The 16,865-nt window shown below is 63.7% G+C and carries 17 protein-coding genes; 15 read left to right on the top strand and 2 right to left on the bottom strand.

The window, feature by feature from the left end:
* Nucleotides 1-63 precede the first annotated feature (63 nt).
* Complete coding sequence (ppk2, locus tag JKL45_RS07945) at nt 64-903, bottom strand: polyphosphate kinase 2 (protein WP_201860581.1); 840 nt, start codon at nt 901-903, stop codon at nt 64-66.
* Nucleotides 904-948: 45 nt separating this feature from the next.
* Entirely contained in the window at nt 949-1,200 is a 252-nt protein-coding gene (locus tag JKL45_RS07940) for a hypothetical protein (RefSeq protein ID WP_201860580.1), read from the bottom strand.
* 290 nt (nt 1,201-1,490) lie between these two features.
* Between JKL45_RS07940 and JKL45_RS07935 the strand changes: the two genes are divergently transcribed.
* The 15 genes from JKL45_RS07935 to JKL45_RS07865 all read left to right on the top strand — a co-directional run bounded on the left by JKL45_RS07935 (nt 1,491) and on the right by JKL45_RS07865 (nt 16,865).
* Nucleotides 1,491-2,591, top strand: a complete 1,101-nt coding sequence (locus tag JKL45_RS07935; protein ID WP_201860579.1) for an AraC family transcriptional regulator — start codon at nt 1,491-1,493, stop codon at nt 2,589-2,591.
* Between the two features lie 154 nt (nt 2,592-2,745).
* The gene (locus JKL45_RS07930; protein WP_201860578.1) at nt 2,746-3,558 is read left to right on the top strand and encodes a DUF2092 domain-containing protein; all 813 of its coding nucleotides are present in this window, start codon (nt 2,746-2,748) and stop codon (nt 3,556-3,558) included.
* Nucleotides 3,555-3,857 (top strand): hypothetical protein, encoded by a 303-nt coding sequence (locus JKL45_RS07925; RefSeq protein ID WP_201860577.1) that lies wholly within the window; start codon nt 3,555-3,557, stop codon nt 3,855-3,857. Before JKL45_RS07930 ends, JKL45_RS07925 begins: the two co-directional genes overlap by 4 nt.
* 21 nt (nt 3,858-3,878) lie before the next feature.
* Nucleotides 3,879-6,062, top strand: coding sequence for a mechanosensitive ion channel family protein (locus JKL45_RS07920; protein ID WP_312896924.1), 2,184 nt, complete (start codon nt 3,879-3,881; stop codon nt 6,060-6,062).
* 133 nt (nt 6,063-6,195) lie between these two features.
* Nucleotides 6,196-6,648, top strand: a complete 453-nt coding sequence (locus JKL45_RS07915; RefSeq protein ID WP_246498375.1) for a helix-turn-helix domain-containing protein — start codon at nt 6,196-6,198, stop codon at nt 6,646-6,648.
* A 306-nt stretch (nt 6,649-6,954) separates the two neighbouring features.
* Nucleotides 6,955-7,935 carry a phosphate acetyltransferase gene (locus tag JKL45_RS07910; protein ID WP_201860575.1) on the top strand — a complete coding sequence of 327 codons (981 nt, stop codon included), beginning with the start codon at nt 6,955-6,957 and terminating at the stop codon, nt 7,933-7,935.
* 3 nt (nt 7,936-7,938) lie between these two features.
* Nucleotides 7,939-9,147 (top strand): acetate/propionate family kinase, encoded by a 1,209-nt coding sequence (locus JKL45_RS07905; protein WP_201860574.1) that lies wholly within the window; start codon nt 7,939-7,941, stop codon nt 9,145-9,147.
* Nucleotides 9,148-9,164: 17 nt separating this feature from the next.
* Nucleotides 9,165-9,677: a hypothetical protein gene (locus tag JKL45_RS07900; protein ID WP_201860573.1), complete on the top strand. Its 513-nt coding sequence runs from the start codon at nt 9,165-9,167 to the stop codon at nt 9,675-9,677.
* A 36-nt stretch (nt 9,678-9,713) separates the two neighbouring features.
* Nucleotides 9,714-12,131, top strand: coding sequence for a DUF3141 domain-containing protein (locus JKL45_RS07895; protein ID WP_201860572.1), 2,418 nt, complete (start codon nt 9,714-9,716; stop codon nt 12,129-12,131).
* Nucleotides 12,128-12,934, top strand: a complete 807-nt coding sequence (fabI, locus tag JKL45_RS07890; RefSeq protein WP_201860571.1) for an enoyl-ACP reductase FabI — start codon at nt 12,128-12,130, stop codon at nt 12,932-12,934. The genes JKL45_RS07895 and fabI overlap by 4 nt, the downstream gene beginning before the upstream one ends.
* A gap of 27 nt (nt 12,935-12,961) precedes the next feature.
* Nucleotides 12,962-13,231, top strand: coding sequence for a hypothetical protein (locus tag JKL45_RS07885; protein ID WP_201860570.1), 270 nt, complete (start codon nt 12,962-12,964; stop codon nt 13,229-13,231).
* Nucleotides 13,232-13,255: 24 nt separating this feature from the next.
* Nucleotides 13,256-14,365 (top strand): AI-2E family transporter, encoded by a 1,110-nt coding sequence (locus JKL45_RS07880; protein WP_201860569.1) that lies wholly within the window; start codon nt 13,256-13,258, stop codon nt 14,363-14,365.
* Nucleotides 14,366-14,457: 92 nt separating this feature from the next.
* A complete protein-coding gene (locus JKL45_RS07875; RefSeq protein WP_201860568.1) occupies nt 14,458-14,940 on the top strand; it encodes a hypothetical protein in 483 nt (160 codons plus the stop codon).
* Entirely contained in the window at nt 14,933-16,168 is a 1,236-nt protein-coding gene (locus JKL45_RS07870) for an HlyD family secretion protein (RefSeq protein WP_201860567.1), read from the top strand. Before JKL45_RS07875 ends, JKL45_RS07870 begins: the two co-directional genes overlap by 8 nt.
* Nucleotides 16,169-16,421: 253 nt before the next feature.
* Nucleotides 16,422-16,865 (top strand): lipid-binding SYLF domain-containing protein, encoded by a 444-nt coding sequence (locus tag JKL45_RS07865; RefSeq protein ID WP_201860566.1) that lies wholly within the window; start codon nt 16,422-16,424, stop codon nt 16,863-16,865.

The raw sequence follows: 16,865 nt of genomic DNA, 5'->3' as shown, positions 1-16,865 counted from the left end.
CATGGGAAATTCCTTCCATGAGCAAGCCTGCCACTGTCTTAAGCTCATCTCCGAGACAAGGTGTCAGTACCGTACCGGCACGACGTTCCTTGAAGGCAGCCCAGCCTCGACGCCCTTCGGTCTCGGCTCCGCTTTCGGCACCTTCGGCAGTTCGACTTTCACCTTCTTGTAGGGAACTTGGCTGAGCATGTGGGCAATCAGGTTGAGGCGCGCCCGGCGCTTGTCATCGGACGGAACGATGAACCAGGGACTGGCCGGGGTGTCGGTGACGCGCAGCATGTCCTGGTAAGCTCGCGTATAATCCCACCATCGCCGCACCGACTCTGTGTCCATCGGGCTGAGCTTCCAATGCTTCACGGGGTCCTCGATCCGGTCGGCGAAGCGACGGCGCTGCTCGTCCTGGCTGACGTCGAGGAAGTACTTGAGCAGAATGATGCCGTTGTCGACGATCTCCTGCTCGAATGACGGCACCAGGCGCATAAACCGTTCGTACTCGTCACCCGTGCAGAAGCCCATCACCCTTTCGACGCCGGCCCGGTTGTACCAGGAGCGGTCGAACAGCGTGATCTCCCCGGCGGCCGGGAAGTGGGCGATGTAGCGCTGGATGTAGAGCTGGCTTTTCTCGCGCTCGGTGGGTGCTGGCAGCGCGACATGCCGGAACACCCGTGGGCTCACCCGTTGCGTGATCCGGCTGATCACGCCACCCTTGCCGGCGGTATCACGCCCTTCGAAGATCACGATGATCCTGGCGCCTGTGGCCTTGGCCCAGGTTTGCAGGCGGACGAGTTCGACCTGAAGGGTTCTCAGCTCACTCTCGAACTCCTTTCGCTTCATGGGCGTAACAGCGGCATCCGAACGATCGTCTGCAGCCTTTTTCTTCTTCATGACATCTTGCCGGCTCATCGTCGTGCTCCTTTTCGGTTGTCACCAATGACTGTGTGGGGGCCATCATCGCGCCCTCTCCTGATGGTCCGACCGCACCTCGACCGCCTGGTGCCGCCACCATAAGGCGAGCAGGAACGCTCCGAGCAACTGCAGGAGGCCATAGACCACGACCGTTGCGGCCACCGGCGTTCCCGCAAAGGTGCTCGATGCGATGACTAGGCCGAGGCCGACATTGCGGATCGAGGTCGTGAACGCCACCGCCTTACGGTTCCGGCTCAACCGGCCGCCGAGGCTCCAACCGGCGGCGAATTGCAAGCATCATCTCGATCAGGGTGACGGCGACGAGAACACTGATCAGCCGATCCAGGCCCATCCGCTCCCTCCGTAAGTCGTCGCTTCCAGCCTCGCGGCACTCAGTATCATTGCGCTGAGTGCCACGGCGGGCTTGACGGTTTGGGACAGACCCTTGACCGGAACGGACATCGGAGAGGCAAATTCCGTGAAATAGCCGTAATCTGCGGTTAAGCTGTACAGTGCCCGAGGGGTCTTGGTTCCCGGCGATGCGTTCGACTGCCTCTTTAGAATTTGGCTAGGGGGCCATGACGATGGTCAAAAGCATTCTGCCTCTGTCCACGAGTACCGGTCGAGAAATCTCCATAATAACCCCGCCAAAGGTTCCGGCGGGCTCTGGGCGGACGCTGCCGCCCGGCTACATTCACCTAGGGGTCGCCAAGGAGATCGCCCCGACCCTGCGCGAGTTCGGCCTTGATCCCGATCCAGTCATCCGCATGGCCGGGCTCGACCCGCATCTGTTCGACGACGGCGCGAACGTGATCCCGCACGCAGCCCTGGGCCGGCTGCTCACCCTGTGCGTGGCCCAAACACGGTGTTCCCATTTCGGGCTGCTGGTCGGCCAGCGCGCCACAATCCTGTCGCTGGGCTTGGTCGGTCGCCTCATGCAGCACTCGGAGACCGTAGGCGATGCCATGCGGGCGCTTGTCTCCAACCTGAGCATCCAGAACCGGGGGTCGGTCCCGTCGCTGACGATCATTGGCGACACGGCTCTGTTTGCTTTCTCAATCTATCAGCCGAGGGCCGAGAGCGCGGATCAGATCTCGGACGGCTCCCTCGCCGTGGCGGTCAATGCCTTGCGCGCCCTGCGTGGTCCCGACTGGCATCCGATCGAGGTGCTTCTGCCCCGGATCGCACCGGCCGATCAGGATCCCTACCGACGCCATTTCCGGGCTCCCGTTCGATTCAATCAGGAGACAGCTGTCATCGTCTTTATGACCAGTGATCTGAACTGCCGGATTGTCGGCGCCGATCCTGTTGTGCGGGCCTTGCTGGAGGAACGGATCCAGGAGATGAAGGGCACTCAGGGTTCCGTCCTTTCAGATGACATCCGGCGGCTGCTGCGCACGCGGCTGACGAGCAGGCACTGCTCGGCGGATGACATTGCCGACGTGCTGGCGATGCACCGGCGCACCCTGAGCCGCCGCCTCAAAGGCAGCGGGATGGGCTACAGGGCGATCACGAACGAAATCCGCTTCGAGATCGCTCGCCAGTTGCTGCAGGATACCGAAGTGCCTCTGGGGCAGATCGCGGCCGCGCTGGGCTATTCCGAGGCGAGCGCCTTCACCCGCGCCTTCCGGCGCTGGTCGGGCCAAACTCCCACCGCCTGGCGCGGTGAAGGTCATCCGGGCTGACGCGCCAACGGCCAAAACTGTCAAGAGATTGTCCCCGTCGGTCAAGCATAGAGTTCCGTCGGACCTAGAGTGATCTTACCGGCTGCTCTCGCAAACCGCAGCGCGGATGCTCCCGCGGCTGTGCTCCCGTGGGATTGTCAGGGAGGATCGCACAATGAACCGAAGGATCTGTTTGCGTCCCCGTGTGGCGCTCACGAAATCCGCCTTGGGTCTTCTCGCTGGCCTAGCCATCACGGTCGCACCTGCGCCTGCCGCATGGGCGGAGGATGGTGCTGCTCAGAGCATTCTGAAGGCCATGTCCAACTACGTCAGCAGCCAGGAGAACCTGTCCCTGAAGTATGATGCTGATATCGAGGTGGTCACCCCGGCCGTCGAGAAGATCCAGTTCAGCGCTTCGGGTGATGTCACCATGGGCCGTCCTAACAAGTTTCGTGTCAGCCGAACCGGCGGCTATGCCGAGGTCGAACTCATCTCGGATGGCTCCACCGTGACGATACATGATCGGGGCGGCAACCGGTTCGCCCAGGTGCCCGCCGCCGGCACGTTCGACGAGGTCGTCGACCGGCTCCGGACCGAGGCGCCGCTCGAAATTCCAGGCGCCGATCTCCTGCTGTCGAAGCCCTACGACGAACTGATGGCTGGGGTGCTGGAGGCCAAGCACATTGGCCGCGGCGTGGTGGAGGGCGTCGAATGCGAGCATCTCGCCTTCCGCAACCTCGACACCGACTGGCAGATTTGGGTCGAGGTCGGCGAGCGACCGGTGCCGCGCAAATACGTCATCACCAGCAAGGCGGTGGGCGCCGCCCCTCAGTACACACTCCGGCTCAGGGAGTGGAAGACCGGCGTCAGTCCGGCTGCTGACGCCTTCGCGTTCAAACCGCCGGCAGGTTCCAGCGGCGTCGCGATCACCATGCTCAAGGACATCGATGAAATCCCGGCCGGCGTCGTTCCCGGAGGTGCCAAATGAACACTCTCACATACAGGCGTCGCGCTGCGCTCGTACTTGTGGCCGGCGGTGCGGCCATACTCTGGAGCGGTGACGGGCTCCTTCCGTCCGGCTCGTTCATCAGTCAGGCGGAGGCGAGGGTGGGTCGCCCCGCCACGCCCATGAGCTATGCCGGCGTGGCGCGGCGGACCACGCGCCGGGCCGTCGCTTACGGAACGGCGGCAGGAGCCGCCGCAGCGGCCGGGACATACTACTATGCCAATCCGGGATGCCAGCAGGTCGTGAACTCCTACGGCCAGATCGTCTACCGCTGTCCCTAGGTAAACTGACTGGAGCGGTCCGTGAGACGATCTGACGGCAAGGCGATCTCTGGTCTCGCCAGCACCCTCTTCGGGCTGCTGTGCTTGGTCCTTGTCGGCACCGATTCTGCCAGTGCCCAGGCCGCCTCGACTCTCGCCTCTCCCCCACCCCAAGTCCAGGAGCTTTTGCGGCTCCTGGATGACCCGGCCACGCGGACATGGATCGACCAGCAGAGGCCGCCAGCCGCGCCCCCGGGCGACGACACGCCACAAGAGCCACCGGCTATGAATTCCGAGATGCTCGCCGTGCGCGTCGAGGCGTTGCGGGCGCATCTTGGCTCGCTGGCAGCGGCGGTGCCCCGTCTGCCGCAGGAGTTTCAGCGAGCCTCTGGCCTGCTGTCGCAGGAACTTCAGAGCCGCTCTCTCCTTGATGTCGCTGTTCTCATACTTGGTTTTCTTGGCCTCGGCGCCGGAGCCGAGTGGATCTTCCGCAGGACCACGGCATCCGCGCGTGGGCGGGTCATCTCCCGCCCGATGGTGACAGCGCATGAGCGTGTCCGGATGATCGGCATGCGCCTGGCGTTCGGCTTGGCGCATGTGGCGATCTTCACCTTGGGCAGCATCGGGGCGTTCCTCGTCTTCGATTGGCCGCCCCGACTCAGGCAAATCGTGCTCGCCTACCTGTTCGCGGCGCTCCTGCTGCGCCTTGCTGTTCTGGGGGGACGGATCCTGCTCTCTCCCCGGCCGATGGGAAGTCATGATCCTGAAGCCATTCGTGTCATTCCCGTGAGCGATGAGGCAGCGCGGTTCTGGTGCCGCCGCATGGTGCTTTTCATCGGCTGGTTCGCATTCGGCTGGGCGACCGTCGAACTCGTGCGCACCCTCGGGTTCTCGACGGAAGGACGCAGGCTGGTCGCATACGCCCTCGGAATCGGCTTGTTGGCCATCGCGGTCGAGGCGGTGTGGAGATGGCCCGTCCATCCCACAGCTCTGTCGGTGGAGCCGGAACGGCGTCATCGTCACTATGCTCTAGGGCCGTGGCCATTGTCGCTTTACCTCGTCCTGCTGTGGGTCTTGTGGGTTACAGGCCTGATGGGGCTGTTCTGGCTGCTGGTCGTGGCCGTCGTACTGCCTCAAGCCGTGAAGCTCACCAAAGCGTCCGCCCGTCACCTGCTACGGCCCCCCGAAGGCGCGGAGGCCACGCAGGGGCATGAACTCTGGGCCGTTTTCGTGGACCGGGGTGTGCGCGTCCTTCTGATGGTCGGCGCCGCCTTGTTTCTCGCCTGGGTCTGGGGAATCGATCCAGGCGCGATGACGAGCCGCGACACGGTCGCGACCCGGCTGGTGAGGGGCGCGCTCAGCAGCATCGTCATCCTACTGGTGGCCGATCTCCTCTGGCAGATGGTGAAGACGCAGATTGACCGGCGTCTCACAAGCCTCCAGGCCGCGGCCGTTCCAGGAAGCGAGGTGGCTCTGCGCCAGGCGCGGATCCGAACCCTTCTTCCAATGCTGCGGATGGCGGTGTTCATCGTGCTGGCCACGGTGGCCGTGCTGATGGCGCTGTCGTCGCTGGGAGTAGAGATCGGCCCTCTGATCGCCGGTGCAGGGATTTTCGGCGTCGCCATCGGCTTCGGGTCACAGACGCTGGTCAAGGATATCATCAGCGGCATCTTCTACCTGCTCGACGATGCCTTCCGTGTTGGCGAGTACATTCAGAGCGGCAGCTACAAGGGCGCGGTGGAGTCGCTCGGCTTCCGCTCCGTGAAGCTGCGGCATCATCGCGGTCCGATCTTCACCGTGCCATATGGGCAGCTCGGGGCGGTGGAGAACATGAGCCGCGACTGGGTGATCGACAAGCTGACAGTCGGCGTGTCCTACGACTCTGACTTCGACAAGGCGAAGAAGCTGATCAAGCAGATCGGTAAGGATCTGGCGCAGGATCCCGAGTTCGCGCCCCACATCATCGAGCCGCTCAAGATGCAGGGCGTCGAGCAGTTCGGCGATTATGGTATCCAGATCCGCCTCAAGATGATGACCAAGCCCGGCGAGCAGTTCGTCATTCGCCGCCGGGCCCTGGCACTGATCAAGAAGGCCTTCGACGAGAATGGCATCCGGTTTGCCATCCCGACGGTCCAGGTGGCAGGGGGCGACGAGGCCGAGCCGGCGGCGGCTGCCCGGCAGGCTCTCAAGCTCGTCAAGGGAGCCCCGCCCGAGGAAGGCGCTTAGTCGGGCGTCCCGCTTTGTTTCCCGAACTATCAAGAGAAAGTCCAAAGCGGTCAAGCAGGCGGATCGGGAACGGATAGAATGAGGACAGTTCGGTAGCGGCAGGCTTGTCAGGAAGGGGGAAGAAGCGATGGAGATGCCATCCACCCGCAGGGCAGACGAGCCGGCATCAGGCGACGCCCGCCCGCTCACAGAGGATCTGCGCCGTCTGCTTCGGACTGAACTGCTCAGGGACACCTGTTCCGCCGCCACGGTCGCCCGTCTCTTTTCGATGCATCGTCGCACGCTGACCCGGCACCTGCGCACCGAGGGGCTCGCGTTCCGGCAAGTGGCAAATGAGGTTCGCTTCGAGATCGCATGCCAGTTGCTGCAGAACACCGACATGGCGCTCAGTCAGGTTGCGGCGGCCCTCAAGTACTCCGAGCCGAGCGCCTTCACGCGAGCCTTCCGACGCTGGTCAGGGCAGACACCGTCCGCGTGGCGCGCCAGCCATCCCCATGCCCGGAAAGTGCGGTTGCGAAAGGCGCTCCGCCCTTACACGGACCGGGAATCCGGTAGCCCGCCGAGACGGCCGGACAAACGCTTCTGATCCGGGCATCCTGTGGCTGAAGGAGACCTATGGGCCCCCTTCAGGACGAGGCCGGTTGCTCGGTTGCTCCGATCCCAGGGCAGTTAGCCAGAGGCTTCACCCATTTCCCCGATGCAGTCCTAAACTGTCAAAACGTTGGCTCAACGGGTCAAGCACCTGATGCCGGGCGGGCCATACTCGTGTCTGCAAACAAGCCGGACAACCGCGACACTGGGCATGGGAGCCGATCCCTCAGGCCTCCCGCGCTGTTCCGGCGTCCTGGCGGTCAATTGCGGCCGACACCGGGAGCACAGCGCGGAGACGATCATGACGGTTGCAATTCCAGCCCACAATGCGTCTCAGCAGGGTCCGCGGCGGCATGACAAGTACGACCGGCTCATCGCGACGGCCCAGTCACTTCCCAAGCTGAAGGTGGCCGTGGCTCACCCTTGCGACGCAGCATCCATGAGTGCGGTGTTCGAGGCGGTCGGGCTCGGTCTGATCGAACCGATCCTGGTAGGGCCCCCGGACAAGATTCGCGCCGCTGCCGCCGCTCTCAACAAGGACTTGTCGACTGCCCGGATCGTCGAAGCCACGCACAGCCATGCAGCGGCCGACAAGGCGGTCGAACTCATCAAGGCCGGAGAAGCCGAGGCGCTGATGAAGGGCAGCCTGCACACGGACGAACTCATGGGCGCTGTGGTTCGCCGCGAAGGCGGCCTCAGGACCGCCCGCCGAGTCAGTCATTGCTTTGTCATGGACGTTCCCGGCCATGACACCGCGCTCATCATCACCGATGCCGCTGTCAACATCGCGCCGACGCTGGAGGACAAGGTCCACATCGTCCAGAACGCCATCGACCTTGCTCGCGCATTGCGGGTTGATCCGGTCTGGGTGGCTATCCTGTCAGCGATGGAAACCGTCAACCCCAAGGTGCCTTCGACCATCGAGGCGGCCGCCTTGTGCAAGATGGCCGACCGCGGGCAGATCACTGGCGGCATCCTCGATGGCCCGCTGGCCCTCGACAACGCCATCGACCTCGGTGCCGCGACGATCAAGAAGATCCAGTCGCCTGTGGCCGGGCAAGCCAATGTGCTCGTTGTTCCGGATCTCGAAGCCGGCAACATGCTGGCCAAGAGCCTGACCTTCCTAGCCGACGCTGACGCCGCCGGCATCGTGCTCGGCGCCCGGGTGCCGATCATCCTCACCAGCCGGGCCGACTCGACGATCACGCGGCTGGCCTCCTGCGCCGTGGCCTCGCTCGTAGCCGACGCGCAGCGCACCCGGCTCGCCATCGCGGAGGTCTGAGTCATGATCCCCGTCCTCATCGTTCTCAACGCAGGATCGTCGAGCCTCAAGTTCCAGGTCTTCGACATGCTGGACAACGCCGAGCCGCGGCTGGTCTGGAAGGGGCTCTACGAAGGTTTGGGGGGTGCCGCTCATTTCGTCATCAGGCACGCCCGAGGCGCAGACCTCGACGAGATGTCGTGGAAGTCCGGTGAGTCGTTCGGACATGAGGAGGCGCTTACGCATCTGATATCCTGGTTGCGGGAGCATCAGGAGGGACGCAAGCTTGCCGCTATCGGGCACAGGGTGGTTCACGGCGGCCAGTCTTTCTCCCGTCCGGTTCTCGTCGATGATTCCATCGTCCAGGCGCTTGAGGCGCTGGTGCCGCTCGCGCCGCTTCATCAGCCCCACAATCTTGAGCCGATCCGGATTATGCGACGGCGCCTGCCGGGGATGCCACAAGTCGCATGCTTCGACACGGCTTTCCATCAGACGCAGTCCGACGTCGCGAGCCTGTTCGCCTTGCCGCGCGAGATGAGGGAGCGCGGCGTGCGGCGTTATGGCTTCCACGGGCTGTCCTACGACTACATCGCGTCCGTGCTCAAAGACTACGATCCGCGCCTTGCCGAAGGCCGAGTGGTCGTGGCCCATCTCGGGAACGGCGCGAGCCTGTGCGCTCTCAAGGACGGCGTCAGCGTCGCGACGACCATGGGCTTCTCAGCCCTCGATGGCCTTCCGATGGGCACCCGCTGCGGTGCCATCGATGCTGGTGTCGTCTTCTACATGCTGCGCGAGATGAAGCTTACCCCCGAGGAAGCCGAGAGCGTGCTTTACAAGAAGTCGGGGTTGCTTGGGGTATCCGGCATTTCGAACGACATGCGGGTGCTGCGGTCGAAAGCGACGACGAACGCCGATGCCAAAAATGCCATCGATATGTTCGTCTATCGCATCACGCGAGAAATCGGATCTCTTGTCGCGGCACTCGGTGGGATCGATGGGCTCGTCTTTACGGCCGGCATTGGCGAGAACGACGTGGCGACCCGCGCGGAGGTGATGGCCGGCCTGGCATGGGCCGGGCTCACCATCGATGAAGCCGCCAATCGCACCGGCGGACCGCGGATCTCTGCCGGATCCGGCCCCTCGGCTTGGGTCATTCCAACCGACGAGGAACTGGTGATCGCCCGACAGACGCGCAGCGTCCTTGAGTCCACGCAAGCCAAACTCGCATCCTGAACAAGGAGATTGATGCCATGGAAACGCTGACGACGAAGACGGAACAATCAACGGCCCAGCAGGAACTCGGGGACGAGACGTTCATGTCGGCGTCCGACCTGCGCACCTACATGACAGAAATGCAATCGGCGAAAGCCATGAAGTCGGTCGACGGCATGGATAAGGCCGGCCAGGCACGCGACGCACTGATCAAGCGGCTGGCTGAACCCATTGACCTGACGCCTGAGCGCCTGAAGGAAATCGTGCAACCGCTGAAGACGAAGCTGCGGGCGGCGGCGGAACGCGGTCAAACCGAGCTGATGGTGATGCGGTTTCCCAACGCGTTGTGCACAGACCAGGGCCGCGCGATCAACAACGCCGATCCGAGTTGGCCGGAAACCCTCACCGGACGCCCGCGCCAGGCTTATGAACTCTGGCAAAACCAGCTTAGGCCCGCAGGCTTCAGGCTGAGCGCGATGATCATCGAATGGCCGGGCGGAATGCCGGGTGACGTCGGCTTCTTCCTGAAATGGGGTGAGGCCAAAAAATAATCTCTTCCGGAGCCCTCCCATGTGAGGACGAGTGCAATGGCACAAGTCGACCCGAGAACTGAGCGGAGCCAGGGTGGTGCTCAAGCACGGCTGACGGAGGTCACCCGTGCCCAGGTGAAAGTCGCCGAGGTCTATCAGGAGCGATGCACAGGTGCGGTTCAGCGCTACGTTGATGCGGTGAAGGCTGCGAACGCTCCATGGCAGGAACGAACTGCCCACCCGATGGAGCCGCTGGATCTCTGGCGCGATGCCAGTGCCTACTGGCTCGACTTCACGCAACGTTCGATCCTGTTCTGGGACACGCTGCGTCAGCGCGGCAACAACTGGCTCGAGCACGAGAAGGCCGGCAAGCCACCGCTGCTGGATTTCGACTGGGAGATGGTCGCGGACGCCCGCACGTTTGAGCGGCCCGCGAACTATGCCCTCGTCCAGATCACCCCGCCGGATGGCATCAAGACCGACCCGGCGCATCGCCCCTTCGTCGTCATCGATCCGCGCGCCGGCCACGGTCCCGGCATCGGTGGCTTCAAGCAGGACTCGCAGGTCGGGGTGGCGCTCAGGGCCGGGCACCCGGTCTACTGCGTGATCTTCTTTCCCGAGCCGGAGCCCGGGCAGACGCTCGCCGACGTGTCCCGCGCCGAGGCCGAGTTCCTTCGTATTGTTGGCGAGCGTCATCCAAAGACGCGAAAGCCGGTCGTCATCGGCAATTGTCAGGGCGGCTGGGCCTCCATGCTCATCGGCGCCCTCGAGCCGGATCTCGTCGGACCCATCGTCATCAACGGGGCGCCGATGTCGTATTGGGCTGGCAATGATGGCGAGAACCCGATGCGCTATGCCGGCGGCATGCTCGGCGGCACCTGGCCCGCGCTCCTAGCCAGTGATCTGGGCGCCGGCACGTTCGATGGCGCTTACCTCGTCGAGAATTTCGAGTCTCTCAATCCGGCCAATACGTACTTCGACAAGTACTACAACCTCTTCTCCAAGATCGATACCGAACCGGAGCGCTTCTTGGAATTCGAGCGCTGGTGGGGCGGCTTCTTCCTGATGGACCGCCAGGAGATCAAGTGGATCGTCGAGAACCTGTTCGTGGGCAACAACCTCGCGGACGGTGACGCCGAGTGGTCCGAAGGCCGCGCCTTCGACCTGCGGGCGATCCAGTCGCCGATCATCCTGTTTGCGTCGCTCGGCGACAACATCACGCCGCCGCAGCAGGCGTTCAACTGGGTGGCCGACCTCTATCCGACCACGGAGGCTCTCAAGGCAAACGGACAGGTGATCGTCGGCCTGATGCATAAGAGTGTCGGCCATCTCGGCATCTTCGTCTCGGGTGCTGTCGCCAAGCGCGAGCACACCCAGATCGTCGACCTGATCGAGTACATCGAGCATCTGCCACCGGGTCTCTATGGCATGCAGGTCGAGGAGAAGAAGACGAACGGCAGCGTGCATTACGACGTGCTGCTGACCGAACGGCGGGTCGAGGACCTCCAGGTCCTGCAGAAATACGGCCGTAAGGACGAGGGACCGTTTAAGGTGGTCGAGAAGACTTCAGAAACCCTCGCTTCCGCCTACGAGTCCTTCGTGCATCCGTTCGTGGCCCCGATGGTCACCCCGGCGGCTGCAAAGGTCGCCAGGGCGTTCAATCCGCAGCGCGCGCAACGCTGGGCGGTGTCGGATCTCAATCCCTTCCTGAGGCCGCTTAAGGGCCTAGCCGACATGGCGCGCGCGAACCGCGCGCCATGTGACAACGAGGGACCGATGGCAGCGATGGAGCACTGGATGGCCGCCGTCACGTCCGCTTCCTGGGACTTCTATCGCGACCTACGCGACGCATCGGTAGAGAACACCTTCTTCCGCATCTACGGCTTGGCCAGCATCGGCATGGTTGAGGAGGATAAGGGAGGTGTCGCGGAGGAGCCCATCGACGTACGGAATGCTCCGCTGGTCAAGGAGGCGCTGACACATATCGAGGACGGTGACAGGACAAAGGGAATAGTCCGGGCGGCGCTCCTGCTGATGAAGGCCGGCACCGGAAGGCGACGTCTCTCTGCCATGAAGCGGGCACGGGACCTCGTCGGCAAGGACATCGGCCTCCTCGATATGTCCACGGAGGCCGCCCGCGGGATCATTCGCGAGCAGTCCTACATCGTCGATCTGGAGCCGGTGAAGGCGCTCATGGCCCTTCCCAAGCTTCTGCGAACGCCTGAGGACCGGCGTGGGCTGCTCGATCTGCTCGACCGCGTGGAAGGCCGTATCGAGGCCAACCCCAAGCAGATTACCCTGCTCGGCGAGATCCGGCGCCTCCTCGCCGAAGACGATACTGGAGGTGACGCGACGGGCGAGCCGATCACAGTGACGTCGGTGGAAACCCCACCAGAAGTTCGCCCTGAAACGATCGTCAAGCAGGATTCCAACCGTCGCTCCAGCGGCACCCGACGCACGAGGGCAACTCCATGAACGATCAAGCGACCGACGCGACCCGAACGGCCAGTCAATCGAAGATTCTGCACGGCAAGCGGGCTCTCGTTATCGGCATCGCCAACGCTGATTCGATTGCCTATGGCTGCGCCCGGATCTTCCGCCAGCTCGGGGCCGATCTCGCGGTCACGTATCTCAACGAGAAGGCAAGACCCTACGTTGAGCCGCTGGCTAAAGAGCTCGGTGCTTCGGTCTTCATGCCCTGTGACGTCGCGCAGAGCGGCCAGCTTGAGGCTGTGTTCGAACAGATCCGCGAGACCTGGGGCAGCCTCGACATCGCGCTCCACTCCATCGCGTTCGCGCCGAAGGAGGATTTGCAGGGGCGGCTCGTCGACAGTTCCAGTGAGGGATTCAAGGTGGCGATGGACATCTCCTGCCACTCCTTCATACGCATGGCGCGGCTCGCTGAGCCGTTGATGCACGATGGCGGAACGCTTCTAGCGATGAGCTATCACGGCGCCAACAAGGTCGTCCCGAACTACAACCTCATGGGCCCGGTGAAGGCAGCACTGGAGAGTGCTGTCCGTTACCTCGCCTATGAGCTCGGCGACAAGCACATCCGGGTGCACGCCGTGTCGCCCGGTCCGCTGAAGACCCGGGCGGCCTCCGGACTTAAAGACTTCGACGTTCTTCTCACCGAGGCGATCGAGCGTGCGCCCATCGGGGAATTGGTCGACATCGACGATGTGGGCCTCACGGCCGCCTACCTGGCGACACCGTTCGCGCGGCGACTCACCGGGACGACCACCTATGTCGATGGTGGGCTCAGTATCGTGGCGTGACAGGTCAAACGGCAAAAGGAGGTTTCAATGACCTTCATTCCTTTCTCACCGGGTTGGCGTGTTGGGATCGCTGCGCCCGTTTTCATGCTGGCGGGCGGAGTCCTGGCCCAAGTGCCGGATTTGCAGGATCCACAACCTGACGGGCGAAAGCTGCGCCAGTCTATATCCCAGCCCGCTCAGCAACAGGACGAGATGCAGGCATCCGCCGACAAGAGCCAGACAGCGGCGGAACGAAGGTTCCGCGACATGGATCGTCGAGTGAACCGTACCCTGCGCAGTGTCTGCAGCGGGTGTTAGCAACAAGCCAACCAGGAGGAGACCGTGCGATCTGTGGATCCAGCCGAGGCCCTGAATTCCTGGGAGCAGACCGCTCTCCCAGAGCCGTCCTACGTCGAGAAGGCGCTCGGTCTCGTCCTGCTCATGGTTCTGGCCGTTGGCTGTGTCTTGGTGCTGAAGCCGTTCCTGACGGCGATCCTTCTCGCCGTCATCCTCAGCGTATCGACATGGAGGCTGTTCCGGCGGATTGAGCATTGGCTCGGCGGGCGGCAGGCGCTAGCGGCCTTGCTCATGACACTGCTGACCGCCGGCCTGCTCGTGCTTCCGCTTTTCGCTTTGGGCTCGAACCTAGCAGACGACGTTGTCCGGCTCGGCGCGGCTGTACGCGCCGCCGTCGACCAGGGGCTGCCGCCGCCGGTCTGGCTCGGACGCCTGCCTTTGGTCGGACAGGAGGCGGAACGGGTGTGGACTCAAGTGACGCAGCAGGGCGCGGCGTTGGGGCCGACGCTGGCACCATATCTGCAGCCGCTGCGCGAGTGGGCGCTGCAGCAAGGAGCCTCCTTCCTCTCGGGCACGCTCCAGGTCGTGCTCGGCATCATCCTGGCGTTCTTCCTCTACCGCGACGGAGCCTATGTCGAAAGTCGCGTCGACTGGGCCATGACGCGGCTGGGCGGCTGGCGGGCGCAGCGCGTGCTGCAAACCGCGGGAATGACCATCGTCAGCGTCGTCAACGGCGTCCTCGGCACGGCTTTCATCCAGAGCATCCTGCTGGGCGTCAGCTTCTGGCTCGCCGGTGTGCCGGGCGCCATCGTTCTAGGCGCGGTGGGCGTCGTCCTCTCCCTGGTCCCGATGGGGCTGGTGATGCTCTGGCTGCCTGCGGCCCTGTGGCTGATGTCCAGCGGCCATACCGGATGGGCCGTGTTCGTGATGGTCTGGAACGGCCTCTTCGTCGGTAGCCTCGATAACATCTTGCGTCCGTACCTGATCAGCCGCGGCGTCCGGATGCCGATGGTGCTGATCTTTCTCGGCGTGCTCGGCGGTCTGCTGGCGTTCGGCATCGTCGGGGTCTTCCTCGGACCGGTCCTGCTCGCGGTCGCCCACACCCTGTTCCAGGACTGGGGACGCGCCAACGAGACCTCGCCCAGTCCCGCCTGATCAACTGTAAAAGGGAAGCAGCTCATGCAAGTTTACGCATCAAGGAAGTCGGCTTCTCCGGATCACACTGTATCTCCGATAGGAAAAGTCATATGACCGCGCCACTTCACCCCGCTGCCCCGCACCATCTGCCGGCATTCATCACCGCTCCCGGCGGGACTGATGTCCTGATGATAGCCGTGGCAGTGTTCTTGGTGCTCGCCGTTCTGGCGGTCGGGCTGCTGTTTCTGCGGCTGCACACCCTGCCGGAGCGGATCGCCCATAGGGGCCACAAGCTGCAGTTCGAGATCGTGGCGATCCTGGGCCTGCTGGCGCTGTTCACGCATGTGCATCTGTTCTGGGTGGCCGGCCTGCTGCTCGCCCTGATCGACATTCCCGACTTTGGCAATCCGCTGCGCCGGATCGCCGGATCGCTGGAGAAGATCGCAGGCATCCCGCCGGGTGAGGGTGCGGGCAAGGCGCCGGACGAGATCGGCATTGAGAGCCCGCCAACCGAAGCGCCGGGTGAAGACACCGCCGAAGTGCCGAAAACCATCACATTGCCCCGGATGCCGAAGGAGCGGACCCATGCTTGAGCTTCTTCTCTGTTCCCTGCTGACGATCCTGCCGGACTATCTCTACCGCCGCTATGGCCAAGGCAAGCGCATCGGCAAGGAGATCACGCTCTTCTCGGTCTGGTTCGAGTTGCGGTGGGGCATCGTCGCCTGCCTGATGCTTACGATCGGCCTGATCACGGTGATCTTCTACAACCACCCGGCGACGACAAACGTGACGGCAATGTTCAGGACTGTTCCAATCCTTCCTGAAACCAATGGGCGTGTCGCGGAGGTTTATGTTGACGGCGTGAGCGGCACGATTGCACAAGGCGCACCGATCTTCCGGCTCGACAGCTCGAAGCAGGAGGCGGCCGCGGAGACGGCTCGCCGCAAGATCGCCGAGAGCAATGCGGCAATGGCGGTCGCGCGGGCCGCCATCCTGGAGGCTGAAGGCAAGCTGGTGGAAGCCAGGAGTTCCTATCAGCAGGCAGTGGACGAGCTGGAAACCAAACAGGAGATCTTTCGGCGCAATCCGGGCGCGGTCGCCACGCGGGACATCGATAAACTTAAAGTGGCCGTGGAGGGCCGCCAAGGCACTATTGATGCTGCCACTGCGGCCAAACAGGCAGCCGAAATGCAGATATCCGCACTCCTCCCGGCCCAAAAGGCCAGCGCCGAGGCAGAGTTGGCCCAGGCACAAGTGGATTTGGACAAGACGGTCGTCCGGGCCGGTGTGGCCGGCCGAGTCGAGCAGTTCACGCTGCGGGTAGGCGACATCGTCAACCCGCTGATGCGGCCGGCTGGGGTCCTAATCCCGGAGGGCGCCGGGCAGGGACGCCTGCAGGCCGGCTTTCCTCAAGTCGAGGCGCAGATCATGAAAGTCGGCATGGCAGCCGAGGTCACCTGTGCGTCGAAGCCCTGGACGGTCATCCCGATGGTTGTGACCGGGATACAGGACTACATCGCCGCCGGCCAGTTCCGCGGGGGCGAGCAACTGGTCGATGCACAGCAAGTGACGCGGCCGGGAACCATCCTGGTGTTCCTGGAGCCTCTCTACGAGGGCGGGCTCGCTGGTGTTGCGCCGGGTAGCAGCTGCATCGCCAATGCCTACACCAGCAACCACGACCTGATCGCCTCGGGTCAGGTTGGCACCCTAATGGGGCTCGCGCTTCATGGGGTGGATGCTGTCGGGCTCGTGCACGCCATGCTTCTGCGCATTCAGGCGCTGCTGTATCCCATCCAGACCCTCGTGCTTGGTGGGCACTGACGCCAAGACGGGTGGCAGATTTCGTGTCCGCCGCCCAAGTGGCACGACCGATGGGCCCGCCTGCCTCATCCGTCCCGAAATGCCAAGCCTCTGTCCTCAAGTGTCAAGCACCCCCAGGATCCACGGCCTAAGGTTTGCCGGATCCGGGAGGCTCGCCCGACCGCGAATCCGGCGACGGGCCTTCCACCGTAGGCCAGACGCTCGACAGATCCTGGGCCTTTGCCCGTGAGAATGTGAGAAGACGGAGGGATCCATGTTCACAGTTCATCGTGCTCTTCGTTCCGGCCTAGTTGCCCTCGCGGTGACGTTCGCGCCGGGGCTGGTGGCACCAGGATGGGCCGCCACCGGAACGGTTTACGTCGAGATCGCCAAGGCGGGGTTCATCGTTGGCGTCGGCGGCGGAAGGGGCACGCTCGTTTTTCAGGGGCGGCGATATCCGTTGAGCGTCGGCGGCTTGAGCTTCGGTGCGACGATCGGGGCATCGAAGGCCGACTTGGTCGGGCGCGCCTACAACCTGCGCCGGGCCACTGATATCGCAGGTACCTATACGGCCGTTGGTGTCGGAGCCGCCGCCGGCGGGGGCGTTTCGAGCATTCGTCTGCAGAATGCGAGAGGTGTCGTTCTCGAACTGCGGGGCCGAACCATTGGGCTGGAGCTGAACGCCAATGTGAGCGGCATCGAGGTCGGCCTGCGGTGA

Source organism: Microvirga soli (assembly GCF_016734765.1).
GTDB classification, from domain to species: domain Bacteria; phylum Pseudomonadota; class Alphaproteobacteria; order Rhizobiales; family Beijerinckiaceae; genus Microvirga; species Microvirga soli.
The sequence above is the reverse complement of the archived record's forward strand: the minus strand, read 5'-3'. Positions and strand labels throughout refer to the sequence as shown.